The sequence below is a fragment of the Streptomyces sp. NPDC000878 genome (assembly GCF_053599695.1).
Genome location: NZ_JBSFMT010000032.1, coordinates 25,197 through 37,961 on the forward strand (window position 1 = coordinate 25,197; position 12,765 = coordinate 37,961).

Below are 12,765 nucleotides of genomic sequence, written 5' to 3' on the forward strand. Positions count from 1 at the left end.
CCACGTCGGTTTTTATGCATACGCATTAACATGGGGTGCATGGCAGTGAACAGGGCCGGTGCGGGGCTGGCGGACCAGTGGCGGGACATCCTGGCGGCGCATGCGCGCACGATGTGCGAGATCGATCGTGTGCTGCATCCGCACGGCCTGGGGGCCAGCGACTTCGAGGTGCTCGACGTCCTTGTTTCCGAGGCGGACGCCTCCGACCCGGGCGAGGAGTGCAGGGTGCAGGACATCGCTGGCCGGGTTCATCTCAGTCAGAGTGCGCTTTCTCGGCTCATCGGGCGGTTGGAGAAGGACGGGCTGGTTGAGCGGAGCATGTGTGTGGAGGATCGGCGGGGGGTGCGGGTTGCGCTGACCGCGCGAGGTCGGGAGCTGCATGGTGAGGTTCTGCCGCTTCAACGGGCCGCGTTGGAGCGGTCGTTGGGAGACAGGTAGTTCGTTTGGTGCGCGCCTGTGGGGCTTCTCGCGCAGTTCCTCGCGCCCCCATCAGGGCTTAGGTCAGTAGTTGTCTTACCGCCGCGAACGCTGCCTCTACCGTTGCCGGGTCTGCTCCTGGGCGGGCCAAGGCGCTCATCGGGATCGAAGGGACCGGGGGCAGGCCCTTGTACGGGGTGAGGCCGTCCGGGGCCGGGCCCACCGCCGCCAGGAGGGCCACTCCCCTGCCCGTGCGGGCGAGGTCGAGGACGCCCGCCAGGTAGCCCGCGTCGCCTACCACCGACGCCGGGACGCCCTGCTCGGCCAGGGTCGCGATGGCGCGGCGGCGGATGGCGCAGGGGTCCTCGATCGCCACGAGGGGTACGGGTACGGGGGCGGCCGGGGGCGCCCAGCCGGGCGGAGCGTGCCAGGTCAGGGGCAGGCCGCCGACCGGCGTGCCCTCCGTCGCCGCGGCCTCCGTGACGTACACCGCGACGTCCACGCTGCCGCGCTCCACCGCCTCCACAAGGCGTGCCGACCGGTCGATCCGGAACCGCACCCGGCAGCCGGGGCGCACCGCCTCGACGGCCGCGGTCAGCCGGGGCAGGAACTGGTCGGCGGCGTGCTCGGTGGAGCCGAGGGTGATCGTGTCGCCGTCGACGTCGAGCAGGGTGCGTACGGCCTCGTCGTGGACGGCGAGGACACGCCTGGCCTGTTCCAGCAGCAGCCGACCCTCCGGGGTGAACCGTGTGCCCCGGCCCTCGCGCTCGACGACGGGCCGGCCCAGCATCTTCTCCAGCCGTCGGACGTGCTGGCTGACCGCGGACTGGCTGAGGGCGAGCGCCTGGGCCGCGCGGTGGAAACCGCCGTGGTCGGCGATCGCGGTCAGGCTGCGCAGGGCCACGATGTCGAGGACTGGTTGGGGCATACCGTGACCGTAGCCCGCGCGGGTCATCGATCGCTATTCTCGATCGATCACGGATTGCGATCGATTTCGATGCGGAATCGTCGTTGGACGTCGCACACATGTGCCGGTCATGATGAGGGCATGGCGTATCCGACCGCACCTGCTGCCCTGCTCACGCAGCGCCGAGTCATCGACTTCGGCGTGGCGTGCACTGCGCGCTGTCGTTGATCCCACGCCCCCTCCCGGCGTTTCCGTACGGCCTCCACTGACCGGTTCCGCGCTGCCCGCGCACCGGTAGGCCGTTGCCTGTCCCCGCTCCGTTCGCGTTCTCCGCCCGCCCTTTTCCCTTCCCTGAAACGGGAGTTGCTTCCTCATGCCCTCTTCCCTGCCCTCTCCCGCCTCCTGGGACGAACCCGAAGGTCTCGCAGCGCGCGGCACACTGATCGTGCTGCCCGGCCGGGGCGAACACGGCGGTCTGTACGAGCGGTTCGGCCGTCGGCTCGCCTTCGACGCCTACCGGGTACGGGCGTTGGGCGACCCGTCCGCCGATCCGTCCGTGCTCGACGAGGCGGCCAAGCTCCTCGCCGACGAGTCGCTGCCGGGCCCGAAGGTCCTGGTCGGTTCGGACACGGGTGCCCGGTACGCCGTTCAGCTCACCGCCGAGCACCCGGCGGCCGTCGACGCACTGATCCTCGTCGGCCTGCCCACCGGCCCCTGGGAGTCCGGGAGTTGGGAAGGCGAGTTGGCTGCGCGGACCGCCTGCCCGACCCATCAGGGGCGCCTCGCCGGCGACTCCGCGTTCCGGCGCGGGGCGATCGACGCGGCCGTCGACCTGCCGGAGCTGCGGCTCGACCGGGTCGAGGTGCCGGTTCTCGCCCTGCACGGCAAGGACGACCAGGTCAGCCCGCTCGACCAGGCACTCGGCGTCTACGCGGGGCACGCGAACGTCCGGACCGTGACCTTCGACGGCGGCCGGCACGACGTGCTCAACGACGCGCTGCACCGCACCGCCGCCGCCGCGGTCGTCCTCTTCCTGGAACGGCTGCGCCTCTCCCCCGAGCTGCCCGTGATCGCGGAGGGCCTCGCATGAGCGGGCTCACGAACAACGGCAGCGGCCCGCGTGTGACCACGACCGTCGCCGAGCTGCGCGACGCCCTCGCCTCCGAGCAGCCGCCCCTGGTCCTCGACGTCCGCTGGGCGCTCGGCGACCCGTACGGCCGCGACCACTACACGGACGCGCACATCCCGGGTGCGGTGTACGTCGACCTGGACACCGAGCTTGCCGCGCCGCCGAGCACGGAGGGCGGGCGCCATCCGCTGCCGGAGATCGGTGAGTTGCAGGCGGCGGCCCGTGACTGGGGGCTCCGGCAGGGCCAACCTGTCGTGGTCTACGACGACTTGGGCAACACCGCCGCCGCTCGGGCCTGGTGGCTGCTCCGGTACGCCGGGGTCGCCGACGTGACCTTGCTGGACGGGGCGTTGGGTGCCTGGCGGGCGGCGGAACTGCCGCTGGAGTCCGGCATCCCGGCCGGTCCGGAACCCGGCGATGTCGTCCTGCACGCGGGCGGGCTGCCGCTCACGGATGCCGACGGTGCCGCCGAACTCGCCAGCGAGGGGCTGCTGTTGGACGCCCGTGCGGGCGAAAGGTACCGGGGTGAGGTCGAGCCGGTGGACCCCCGCGCCGGGCACATCCCGGGAGCGGTCTCCGCGCCCACCGGGGAGAACCTCGCGGCCGACGGGACCTTCCTGTCGCCCGAGCTGCTGCGCAAGCGGTTCGAGGACCGGGGCGCAGGAGACGCGTCACGCATCGGCGTGTACTGCGGTTCCGGTGTCACCGCCGCCCACCAGATCGCCGCCCTCGCCCTCGCCGGTTACGAGGCGACCCTCTTCGCCGGTTCCTGGTCCGCCTGGTCCACCGATCCCACCCGCCCGGCCGCGACCGGCCCCGAGCCCTCCTGACCCGAGCGCCGTCCCGGAGGCCGCCCGGTGGCTCTCCGCCACCCCGAGCCCCGCGAGAGGAACCCGCCATGACCACCAAACCGCTCGACGCGGCGCCCCTGGCCCCGCCGCGCACCGACACTCTCCCGGAACCGGCACCCCGGATCACCATCCGAGGCGCCGCCCGCACCACCCGCCGGCGCCGGCTGCCCCGCTCCGTGCGCCGGGCCGCCGGACCCGTGGGCCTCGTACTTCTCTGGTTCCTGACCTCGGCCACCGGTGTGCTGCCCGAGTCGGTGCTCGCCTCCCCCGTGGACGTCCTGAAGCAGGCCGTCGACCTGACGAAGAACGGTGAACTGCCCAGCGCCATCGCCGCGTCGGGCCGCCGCGCCGCCACCGGCTTCCTCATCGGAGCGACGGTCGCCCTCGGACTCTCCCTGCTCGCCGGGCTGTTCCGGCTCGGCGAGGACGTCATCGACTCCTCGATGGGCATGTTCCGGGCGATCCCCTGGGTGGGTCTGATCCCGCTGTTCATCGTCTGGTTCGGCATCGAGGAGACCCCGAAGATCGCCCTGGTCGCCCTCGGTGTCACCTACCCGCTGTACTTCAACATCTACGGCGGGATCAGGTCCACCGACGCCCAACTCGTCGAGGCGGCACGGATGATGGGGCTCGGCCGGTTCGGTCTGATCAAGTACGTCATCCTGCCGAGCGCACTGCCCGGCGCCCTCGTGGGGCTCCGGTACGCGCTCTCCACCGCCTGGCTCGCGCTCGTCTTCGCCGAGCAGATCAACGCGGACGCGGGGCTCGGCTATCTGATGAGCAACGCCCAGCAGTACTTCCGTACGGACATCATCGTGCTCTGCCTCGCCGTGTACGCGCTGCTCGGCCTCGCCTGCGACTTCGCCGTACGGGTCCTGTCGCGCCGGCTGCTGACCTGGCGGGCCAACTTCGAGGGCGAGGCGTGATCCCCATGGCCAACAGCGTGGAAATCAGGGGGCTTTCGCGGGCCTTCGACGGCAACACCGTGCTGCACGAGCTGGATCTCGACATCCGGGAGGGCGAGTTCGTCGCCCTGCTCGGGCACAGCGGCTGCGGCAAGTCGACGCTGCTGCGGATCCTCGCCGGGCTCGACGACGAGATCGGCGGCGAGGTGACCGTGCCCGCGCGGCGCAGCGCGGCCTTCCAGTCGCCCCGGCTGCTGCCCTGGCTGAAGGTGTGGCGCAATGTCGTGCTCGGACTGCCCGGGCGGCCCGACCGTGCCCTGGCCGACAAGGCCCTCGCCGAGGTCGGCATCGAGGAGCGCGCGACCGTCTGGCCCAAGACCCTGTCCGGCGGTCAGGCCCAGCGGGTCTCGCTGGCCCGTGCCCTGGTCCGCGAGCCCGAACTCCTGCTGCTCGACGAGCCGTTCGGCGCGCTCGACGCGCTGACCCGGGGCAAGGTGCAGCAACTGGTCGCCGAGCTGTGGCAGCGGCACGGCTGCGCGATCCTCCTGGTCACCCATGACGTGGAGGAGGCGCTGCTGCTCGCCGACCGGGTCCTGGTGATGGACGAGGGCCGTATCGCCCACGACCTCACCGTCGATCTGCCCCGCTCGCGCGATCTCACCTCGCCCGAGTTCGTCACCCTCCGGGCCCACCTCCTCGGCTGGCTCGGTGTCACCGCACACACCCTCGAAGGGACCCCCTCGTGATACGCAGACTCGCCACCGCCGCGCTGAGCGCGACCGCACTGCTGGCGCTGACCGCCTGCGGCGCGGACTCCTCGGCGGACGCCGCCGGGAGCGGCTCCAAAGTGACCCTCACCATCGGTGACCAGGCCAAGACCCTCCAGACCATCGTCGCCGCCTCCGGGGCCCTCAAGGGCGCCAAGTACAAGGTGAAGTGGGCCGAGTTCGAGGGCGCTGCCCCGCTCTACCAGGCGGTGCAGGCGGGCGCCGCCGACACCGGCTTCTCCGCCGACCTGCCGGCGCTCCAGGCCCTCAGCGGCGGGGTGAAGATCAAGAACGTCGCCGCGCTGAAGAACGACGGCACCCACGTCGGGATCGTCGCCCGCAAGGACTCCGGCATCGACAGCATCAAGGATCTCAAGGGCCAGAAGGTCGTGGTGTCCTCCGCCAAGGGCAGTATCTCGGAGTACCTGCTGGCCAACGTCCTCAAGCAGAACGGCCTGGACTACAAGGACGTCAAGGTGCAGTACCTGCTGCCGACCGACGCCCAGGCCGCGTTCTCCTCCGGCAAGATCAAGGTCTGGGCGATCTTCGGCGTCTACCAGGCCGTCGCCCTGGAGCAGGGCGGCAAGCTGCTGGTCGACGGCGCGGACGGCCGGGTCAGTGGCTACGGCTTCGTCAACGCCTCCGAGAAGGCCCTCGCCGACTCGGCGAAGAAGGCCGCGCTGTCCGACTTCCTGAAGCGCCTCGGTACGGCCCTGAAGTGGACCAGCGCGAACAAGGACGCCTACGCGAAGGCCATCGTGGAGCGCAACGGCGCCGACGCCTCGGTGGCGAAGACGCTGGCCTCGGCGGCGTACGGCCAGGTCCTGCCGATCACCGACGACGTGAACGAGACCGTCCAGGACGTGGCCGACCTCATGAACAGCATCGGTGTCCTGGACCCGAACGTCGACGTGGCGAAGTCGGCGGACACGTCCCTCCTCAAGTAGCCCTCACGACAAGGGAGTTCACCATGCCTGTCGAGTTCATCAGCGCCGTCCACACCGACTCCGGGTCCAACGGCCCCGCCTCCAGCAACCGGACCGGCGGCTTCGACCCCGACTTCGTCCGCAAGTACGCCCGCACCCTGGACGACGGCGGTTTCGACCACACCCTGGTCGCCTACCACTCGGCGTCCCCGGACGCGCTCCAACTCGCCCAGTTCGTCGCCACCAACACCGAACGCATCCGCCCGATCCTGGCCCACCGGCCGGGCGTGATCTTCCCGACCCACGCTGCCCGCGCGCTCGCAACCCTGGATCAGATCAGCAACGGCCGCCTGTCGCTGCACATCATCTCCGGGGGCAGCGACGAGGAGCAGCACCGGGAGGGCGACTACCTCAACAAGTCGGAGCGGTACGAGCGTTCGGACGAATACATCCAGATCCTGCGGAAGGTCTGGCAGGCCGACGGGCCCGTCTCACACGAGGGCAAGTACTTCACGTTCGAGGGCTACTACTCGGACGTCAAGCCCTACAACGGGCTGGTCCCGGTCTCGGTCGGCGGCTCCTCGCAGGACGCCTACCGGGTCGGCGGCCAGCAGGGCGACATCTTCGGCCTGTGGGGCGAGCCGCTGAAGGAGACGGCCGAGCAGATCGCCGCCGTCAACGCGGTCGCGGATGCCGCCGGGCGCCCCCACCCTCGTATCTGGGTCTCCTTCCGCCCGATCATCGCGCCCACCGAGGAACTGGCCTGGGAGAAGGCGCACCGCACGCTGGGCGCGCTCAAGGACCAGGCCGCCAACACCGAGCTGCTGCGCCACTACCGCACCACCGGCCGCCCCGCCAACGTCGGCTCCCAGCGCCTCCTCGACATCGCGGACCGTGGCGAGGTGCACGACCGCTGCCTGTGGACCGCCCCCGCGGTGGCGACCAACGCCGCCGGCGCCTCGACCGCGCTGGTCGGCACGCCGGAGACGGTCGCCGCGGCACTGCTCGACTACGTCGACATCGGCTGCGACCTGCTGTCGATCCGCGGCTACGACCCGCTCAACGACGCGATCGACTACGCCCGTTACGTCCTTCCGCTGGTCCGGCAGGAACTCGCCCACCGTGCGGCGACGACCAGCCAGGCCGCCTGATCCCGTCAACTCCCCGTCCACCCACCCCTGTCTGCGAATCCCCTTATGGAGACTCCGTGTTCCGCCGCTCACGTTCATTGCGCACGTCCGCCGCCGTCCTGCTGCTCGCCCTCACGGCGGCCTGCGGGAGCCAGGCCCAGGCCGAGTCGTCGTCCGACCAGTCCGCCGTCACCCTTCGGGTCGGCGCGACCGGCTGGAAGGTCGAGGAGGTCGGCTTCCGAACACTTGTCCAGGGCTCCATCCTTCAGGGTGGAGGTGAAGGGCATCCTGTCCATGGCAGCCTGGAGGGCCGCAGCGGCATGGCTAAGATCGCCTCATCCGACGACGAAGTTGTCGGATCTACCGCCGGACGGGCGGGAAGTAACGCCTGTGGAGGCCCCTGTAAGACCGAGCTCCCTGGAGACCGGCAAGGGCCAGTGAAGCAGGAACCCACGGTGGTACCGCCTAGCGGTGCGGACCGGAATCTCCAGCCCTCGGGCAGGAGAGGGCGTCAAGTCCAGAACACCACCGCCCACTACCTCCTCTACCAGTTACTGAAGCAGCGGGCCGGAAGTGGGTCCGACGTCGATACCGCCGCCCTGAACGGCGGCGGCATCGACGCCTTCGCCTCCTACGGCACGTCGATCATCACCGCCCACCAGCAGGGCGCCACCACGGTCGGCTCCGGCGAGGACATCCTGTCGGGCAACTTCCTCTGGACGGCCCGCGACAGCGTGCTGAAGAACCCCGCCCAGCAGGCGGCGACGGCCGACCTGATCGCCCGCATCACCCAGGCGTACGCGTACGTCAGGGACGGCCGCGAGGCGGAGTTCGCCAAGATCGTGTCGGACAACACGCACCAGCCGCTCGCCCAGGCGAAGAAGGACCTGGTCGACGCGCAGAACCAGCGCCCGACCCAGGCCCGCACGGTCGGCGACGACACCATCGCCTCGCAGCAGAAGGTGGCGGACGTGTTCACCGAACTCGGCGCCCTCAAGGAGCACTTGGACGTGAAGTTGTTCTGGACGACCAAGCTCAACACCGAACTGGCCGCCGACCTGAAGAAGAATCTGTGACCACCGGAGAAGCCGTGACTGCCCGGGACGCCGTGACCGGCCGAGACAGGGTGACCGCCCGCATCGCCGAACTGGCCGCCGGGTACGACCGTTCGGGCGCGTTCCCCGCCGAGTCCCTCAAAGTCGCCCACGAGGCCGGCCTGCTCACCGCCACCCTCGGTGAGCGGTACGGCGGCCGGGGCGCGGGCGTCGAGGAGACCGCGCACATCCTGCACACCCTCGGCCAGGGCGACCCGTCCGTCGCCCTGATCGCCGCGATGACCCTCACCACCCATGGCCGGCAGGCCGTACAGCCGCACTGGCCCGAGGAGTTGTACGCGCGGGTCGTCAAGGAGTCGCTAGTACGTCCCGTGCTCGTCAACCACGCCCGTGTGGAACCCGAGTTGGGCTCCCCCGCGCGCGGCGGCCTGCCCGCCACCCGGGCCCGGCGCACCGGGGACGGCTGGGCGATCAGCGGGACGAAGCGGTTCGTCACGGGCGCCGAGGGCCTGGACTGGTTCCTGGTGTGGGCGACGACCGACGAGCCGGAGCCACGCGTGGGCACCTTCCTGGTGCCCGGCGACTCCCCCGGCATCGAAGTCACCGGCCACTGGGACCAGTTGGGGCTGCGGGCGAGCGGCAGCCACGATGTGACCTTCCGGGATGTCGGGGTGCCGTACGAGCAGGTCATCGGGCTCGCACCGTACGGTCCGGCCGCCGAGCAGCACAACCGGGCGGGCGCGTCCCTCCATCTGCCGCTCGCCGCCCTGTACTTGGGGGTCGCGCGGGCCGCGCAGGCGTTCTTCCACACGTTCGCGCACACCCGGGTGCCCGCCAACCTCGGCCATCCGGTGGCCCGTACGGAGCGCTTCCGCCGGGCGGCCGGGGAGATCGAGGTGCTGCTCGCCGGGGCCGAGCAGTTGGTGTTCGGCGGCGCGGCCCGGGTCGACGCCGCAGACCCCTCGTACGCCCCTGAACAGGCCCTCGGGGCAAGGATGTTGGCGGACCGTCACGGCGTACAGGCCGTCGGGCTGGCCGTGCGGCTGCTCGGCAATCCGGGACTGGCCCGGGGCAACCCCCTGGAGCGGCACTTCCGCGACATCCAGTGCGCGCCCGTGCACGCACCCCAGGAGGACATCTCCGTACTCGCGATCGGCACGAAGTCCCTGCGGAAGGCCGCCGTCGCAGAGAACCGGGAGGACCAGTGACCGCCCCGACCACGACCGCCTCCGCCCAGCTCCTCGGCCTCCTCGCCCGCGACCTGCCACCCGACCGGCTGGCCACCGACCCGCTGACGCTGGCCGCGCACACCACCGACCGCTCCGGCACCCGGCCGTACGGCGGTCCACTCGCCGTAGTCCACGCACGACGCACCGAGGACGTCACCGTCACCCTCCGGCACGCGCACGCCCTGCGCGTGCCGGTGGTACCGCGCGGAGCCGGTACCGGGCTGTCGGGTGGTGCGACGGCCGGCGAGGGCACCCTCGTACTCGACCTCTCCGGTATGAACCGCATCCTCGAACTGTCGGTGGACGACCAGCTCGCCGTCGTCGAACCCGGCGTCATCACCGCCGAGTTGGACCGGGCGGCGGGCGCGCACGGCCTGCGGTACGCGCCCGATCCGGCGAGCGCCGCTCTGTCGACGATCGGCGGGAACATCGCCACCAACGCGGGCGGGCTGCGCTGCGCCAAGTACGGCGTGACGCGGGACAGCGTGCTCGGCCTTGAGGCGGTCCTCGCGGACGGCACGGTGGTGCGCACGGGCCGCCGTACCGTCAAGGGCGTCACGGGCTACGACCTGACCGCGCTGCTCACCGGCTCGGAGGGCACCCTCGCGGTGATCACCTCGGCGACCCTGCGGCTGCGCCCGCTGCCGGTGGCCACGGCCACTGTCGCTGCGTATTTCCCGACCTTCGAGGAGGCAGCCGAGGCCTCGTACGCGATCGGCAGGGCCGGGGTCGTACCGGCGCTGGCGGAGCTGGTCGACGGGCCGGTGCTGCACGCCGTCGACCCGGCGCTGCGGGAGCGGGGCGCGGCGCTGCTGCTGGTGCAGTGCGACGGGGCGGGTGCCGGGGCGGAGGCGGCGGCGGTCGCCGGCGTGCTCACCCGGGCGACTCTGGTCGAGACGACCGAGGATCCGGCCGAGGCGGAGGCCCTGCTCGCCGCCCGCCGGGGCGCGCTGCCAGCGCTGGAGCGGCTGGGCCGCCCGCTGATCGAGGACATCGCGGTACCCCGCTCACGGCTGGCGGAGGCGGCGCGGGAGATCCGGGAGATCTCGCGGCGCCATGACGTCCCGGTGTTCACCATCGCGCACGCGGCGGACGGGAACCTGCACCCGATCATCGTGGTCGACCCGACCCTGGACGGGCTGCCGGACGCGGCCTGGGAGGCGGCGGGCGAGATCTTCGCCCTGGCGCTGCGGCTCGGCGGGACACTCACGGGCGAGCACGGGGTGGGGGTGCTGAAGCGGCAGTGGGTCGCCGACGAGCTGGGGCCTGCGGCGCATGCGCTGCAGCGGCGGATCAAGGACGCGTTCGATCCCCGGGGCATCCTCAACCCGGGCAAGTCCCTTTAGGCGGGCGGGGGTTCAGTACTCGTACGGCCTGGCCAGCAGGTTGCGTACGCCCTCGGAGGTGATCGTCAGGCCGTGCGGGGAGGCCGCGTCGATGGTGAGGGCGAGGTCGCCGGTGGGCCACTGGTCGGCGAGCGCGCCCAGCGGGACGAGACGGTAGCGGGAGACGGCCGGGAGCAGCCCGGCCAGCTCGGACTCCGAGGTGAACACGGGCACGGCCTCCCGCCCGTCGGGCTCCTCCAGGACGGGCAGCGCCACCATCGAGGGATCGCCGGCGTCCGCGTCGCTGACGTCGTCCGGTACGGGCACCAGCACGTCGCTCCTGGCGAGGACGTCCAGGGCGGCCGGGTCCTCGTTGTTGCCGGCCAGGACGTCGAGCGCCCGCCGGGCCGGTGTGGCGGTGTGGTGGCGCGTGGGTGTCTCCATGTCGGGTCCCCTGATAGCGGCGGGTCGTACGGGCCGCCCGGGACACGACGGTTCCGGGCACGGTACGGAGTCGCTTACCCGAGCGGGTCCCGGCCATGCGTGGCCCGGGACCCGGCCCGTCGCTACTTCAGGTACGGCCCGGCGGTCCCGATCCTCCCGGGCCCGTTCAGGACGTACACCCGCAGGTTGGCCTTCCCCGGCGCCGCCACGGTCGGCGTGCCGTTCGCCGTGTCCGGCGGGACCGCTCCCACCAGCACCGATGGTGAAAACGGACCAGTAGTGGTGACCCGCGCCCACGCGCGTTCCGGGGGCCCGTGCCTAGCGTGGTCGTATGCCGATGCAACCCTGGTTCCCCGATGCCAAGCTGGGCATCTTCATCCACTACGGCATCTACGCCGTGGACGGCTGGGCCGAGTCCTGGTCCTTCTACACGGGCGAGGTCTCGCACGAGGAGTACATGAAACAGCTCGACCGTTTCACGGCTTCGCGTTACGACCCGAAGGCCTGGGCGGAGCTGTTCGCCCGCGTCGGCGCCCAGTACGCGGTCCTCACCACCAAGCACCACGACGGCGTGGCCCTGTGGGACACCGACCACCGCAATCTGGACGTCGTCCGGGACACCCCGGCCGGCCACGACCTGGTCACCGGCTTCGTCGACGCCCTGCGCGAGAAGAACCTGAAGGTCGGCCTCTACTACTCGCACTCCGACTGGAACCACCCGGACTACGCGAGCGAACGCCACCCCGGCCCTCACATCGTGCCGGGCAACGACTACTCCCACGCCCGCCCCGGCGAGGAGGACCCGGAGGCCTGGGCGCGCTATCTCGCCTACCGCGACGGCCAGGTGGGCGAGCTGGTCGAGCGGTTCCGCCCCGACATCCTCTGGTTCGACGGCGAGTGGGAGCGCACCGAGGAGCAGTGGCGGATGCGGGAGCTGGCCGAGCTGATCCTCGCGGGCAACCCGGACACCATCCTCAACGCCCGCATGCTCAGCTACGGCGACTACGCCACCCCCGAGCAGGGCGTTCCGCTGATCGCCCCGGACGGCCCGTGGGAGCTGTGCCTGACGATCAACGACTCGTGGAGCTACCGGGCCAAGGACCGCGACTTCAAGTCGGTGCGCCAGCTGGTGCGCTACTTCACGGAGACGATCGGCATGGGCGGCAATCTGCTGCTCGGCGCCGGCCCGACGGAGGACGGCACGATCCCCGAGGAGCAGGTCGAGCGTCTGGAGGGGCTCGGCTCCTGGGTCACCAAGCACGCCGACGCCGTGTACGGCACGGTCGCGGGCCTGCCCGCCGGGCACCACTACGGGCCGAGCACCCTCTCCGCCGACCGGCGCACCCTGTACCTGATCTGCTTCGACGCGCCGCGCGAGGCCGTGTCGATCCGGGGCCTGCGCAACGCCGTACGGCGTGTCTCCGTCGTCGGTACGGGCACCGAGCTGGGCCATCACGTCACCGGCGGCCTGGACCAGGTGCCCGGCGTGACCTGGATCGACGCGCCCGGGGCGGCCGACCTCGACGAGTACGCGACCGTCCTGGCCGTGGAGCTGGAGGGCGAGCTGGACCTCTACCGGGGCACGGGACGCGACTGACACCCGATGTCGCCCATGTCACCCAGGACATGACATCCAAAACAGGAGTTCGAACGAACAGCTCCTGGGCGGACGCCCCGCCG

At 71.5% G+C, this 12,765-nt stretch carries 15 protein-coding genes; 11 read left to right on the forward strand and 4 right to left on the reverse strand.

Features of this window, described 5'->3' with window-relative positions; genetic code table 11:
• Positions 1-39 precede the first annotated feature (39 nt).
• The gene (locus ACWDR4_RS26375) at positions 40-438 is read left to right on the forward strand and encodes a MarR family winged helix-turn-helix transcriptional regulator (protein WP_450412240.1); all 399 of its coding nucleotides are present in this window, start codon (positions 40-42) and stop codon (positions 436-438) included.
• A gap of 58 nt (positions 439-496) precedes the next feature.
• Here the strand turns inward: ACWDR4_RS26375 and ACWDR4_RS26380 are convergent, their stop codons facing one another.
• Positions 497-1,345 carry a LysR family transcriptional regulator gene (locus tag ACWDR4_RS26380; RefSeq protein WP_450412242.1) on the reverse strand — a complete coding sequence of 283 codons (849 nt, stop codon included), beginning with the start codon at positions 1,343-1,345 and terminating at the stop codon, positions 497-499.
• Between the two features lie 352 nt (positions 1,346-1,697).
• Between ACWDR4_RS26380 and ACWDR4_RS26385 the strand changes: the two genes are divergently transcribed.
• The 6 genes from ACWDR4_RS26385 to ACWDR4_RS26410 all read left to right on the forward strand — a co-directional run bounded on the left by ACWDR4_RS26385 (position 1,698) and on the right by ACWDR4_RS26410 (position 7,053).
• A complete protein-coding gene (locus tag ACWDR4_RS26385) occupies positions 1,698-2,414 on the forward strand; it encodes an alpha/beta hydrolase (RefSeq protein ID WP_450412244.1) in 717 nt (238 codons plus the stop codon).
• Positions 2,411-3,283, forward strand: a complete 873-nt coding sequence (locus tag ACWDR4_RS26390) for a sulfurtransferase (protein ID WP_450412246.1) — start codon at positions 2,411-2,413, stop codon at positions 3,281-3,283. Before ACWDR4_RS26385 ends, ACWDR4_RS26390 begins: the two co-directional genes overlap by 4 nt.
• Before the next feature lie 68 nt (positions 3,284-3,351).
• On the forward strand, positions 3,352-4,230 hold the full coding sequence (locus tag ACWDR4_RS26395) for an ABC transporter permease (protein ID WP_450412247.1): 879 nt from the start codon (positions 3,352-3,354) through the stop codon (positions 4,228-4,230).
• Between the two features lie 5 nt (positions 4,231-4,235).
• A complete protein-coding gene (locus ACWDR4_RS26400; RefSeq protein WP_450412248.1) occupies positions 4,236-4,955 on the forward strand; it encodes an ABC transporter ATP-binding protein in 720 nt (239 codons plus the stop codon).
• Positions 4,952-5,923 (forward strand): ABC transporter substrate-binding protein, encoded by a 972-nt coding sequence (locus ACWDR4_RS26405; RefSeq protein ID WP_450412249.1) that lies wholly within the window; start codon positions 4,952-4,954, stop codon positions 5,921-5,923. Before ACWDR4_RS26400 ends, ACWDR4_RS26405 begins: the two co-directional genes overlap by 4 nt.
• A 23-nt stretch (positions 5,924-5,946) precedes the next feature.
• On the forward strand, positions 5,947-7,053 hold the full coding sequence (locus tag ACWDR4_RS26410; protein WP_450412251.1) for an LLM class flavin-dependent oxidoreductase: 1,107 nt from the start codon (positions 5,947-5,949) through the stop codon (positions 7,051-7,053).
• A 74-nt stretch (positions 7,054-7,127) separates the two neighbouring features.
• On the opposite strand, the gene ACWDR4_RS26415 is transcribed toward ACWDR4_RS26410, so the two are convergent.
• Positions 7,128-7,319 carry a hypothetical protein gene (locus ACWDR4_RS26415; RefSeq protein ID WP_450412253.1) on the reverse strand — a complete coding sequence of 64 codons (192 nt, stop codon included), beginning with the start codon at positions 7,317-7,319 and terminating at the stop codon, positions 7,128-7,130.
• 168 nt (positions 7,320-7,487) lie between these two features.
• On the opposite strand from ACWDR4_RS26415, the gene ACWDR4_RS26420 reads away from it, so the two are divergent.
• Genes ACWDR4_RS26420 through ACWDR4_RS26430 form a run of 3 tightly spaced genes read left to right on the forward strand, consistent with a single transcriptional unit; the run spans position 7,488 to position 10,662 of the window.
• Positions 7,488-8,108, forward strand: coding sequence for a hypothetical protein (locus ACWDR4_RS26420; protein ID WP_450412254.1), 621 nt, complete (start codon positions 7,488-7,490; stop codon positions 8,106-8,108).
• Positions 8,105-9,295 (forward strand): acyl-CoA dehydrogenase family protein, encoded by a 1,191-nt coding sequence (locus tag ACWDR4_RS26425; RefSeq protein ID WP_450412255.1) that lies wholly within the window; start codon positions 8,105-8,107, stop codon positions 9,293-9,295. The genes ACWDR4_RS26420 and ACWDR4_RS26425 overlap by 4 nt, the downstream gene beginning before the upstream one ends.
• Positions 9,292-10,662 (forward strand): FAD-binding oxidoreductase, encoded by a 1,371-nt coding sequence (locus ACWDR4_RS26430; protein ID WP_450412256.1) that lies wholly within the window; start codon positions 9,292-9,294, stop codon positions 10,660-10,662. The genes ACWDR4_RS26425 and ACWDR4_RS26430 overlap by 4 nt, the downstream gene beginning before the upstream one ends.
• 12 nt (positions 10,663-10,674) lie before the next feature.
• Here ACWDR4_RS26430 and ACWDR4_RS26435 read toward each other — a convergent pair whose 3' ends face one another.
• Together ACWDR4_RS26435 and ACWDR4_RS26440 are read right to left on the reverse strand one after the other, a co-directional pair.
• On the reverse strand, positions 10,675-11,085 hold the full coding sequence (locus ACWDR4_RS26435; RefSeq protein WP_450412258.1) for an SseB family protein: 411 nt from the start codon (positions 11,083-11,085) through the stop codon (positions 10,675-10,677).
• Between the two features lie 122 nt (positions 11,086-11,207).
• Positions 11,208-11,336: a hypothetical protein gene (locus ACWDR4_RS26440; protein WP_450412373.1), complete on the reverse strand. Its 129-nt coding sequence runs from the start codon at positions 11,334-11,336 to the stop codon at positions 11,208-11,210.
• Positions 11,337-11,416: 80 nt separating this feature from the next.
• On the opposite strand from ACWDR4_RS26440, the gene ACWDR4_RS26445 reads away from it, so the two are divergent.
• Positions 11,417-12,682 (forward strand): alpha-L-fucosidase, encoded by a 1,266-nt coding sequence (locus ACWDR4_RS26445; RefSeq protein ID WP_450412260.1) that lies wholly within the window; start codon positions 11,417-11,419, stop codon positions 12,680-12,682.
• Positions 12,683-12,765 lie beyond the last annotated feature (83 nt).

Excerpts from the sequence above, each read along its gene's own strand:
- ACWDR4_RS26385 (WP_450412244.1), top strand. The coding sequence starts at position 1,698 with ATGCCCTCTTCCCTGCCCTCTCCCGCCTCCTGGGACGAACCCGAAGGT.
- ACWDR4_RS26445 (WP_450412260.1), top strand. The coding sequence starts at position 11,417 with ATGCCGATGCAACCCTGGTTCCCCGATGCCAAGCTGGGCATCTTCATC.
- ACWDR4_RS26375 (WP_450412240.1), top strand. The coding sequence starts at position 40 with ATGGCAGTGAACAGGGCCGGTGCGGGGCTGGCGGACCAGTGGCGGGAC.
- ACWDR4_RS26390 (WP_450412246.1), top strand. The coding sequence starts at position 2,411 with ATGAGCGGGCTCACGAACAACGGCAGCGGCCCGCGTGTGACCACGACC.
- ACWDR4_RS26395 (WP_450412247.1), top strand. The coding sequence starts at position 3,352 with ATGACCACCAAACCGCTCGACGCGGCGCCCCTGGCCCCGCCGCGCACC.
- ACWDR4_RS26410 (WP_450412251.1), top strand. The coding sequence starts at position 5,947 with ATGCCTGTCGAGTTCATCAGCGCCGTCCACACCGACTCCGGGTCCAAC.
- ACWDR4_RS26415 (WP_450412253.1), bottom strand. The coding sequence starts at position 7,319 with ATGCCCTTCACCTCCACCCTGAAGGATGGAGCCCTGGACAAGTGTTCG.
- ACWDR4_RS26435 (WP_450412258.1), bottom strand. The coding sequence starts at position 11,085 with ATGGAGACACCCACGCGCCACCACACCGCCACACCGGCCCGGCGGGCG.
- ACWDR4_RS26400 (WP_450412248.1), top strand. The coding sequence starts at position 4,236 with ATGGCCAACAGCGTGGAAATCAGGGGGCTTTCGCGGGCCTTCGACGGC.
- ACWDR4_RS26380 (WP_450412242.1), bottom strand. The coding sequence starts at position 1,345 with ATGCCCCAACCAGTCCTCGACATCGTGGCCCTGCGCAGCCTGACCGCG.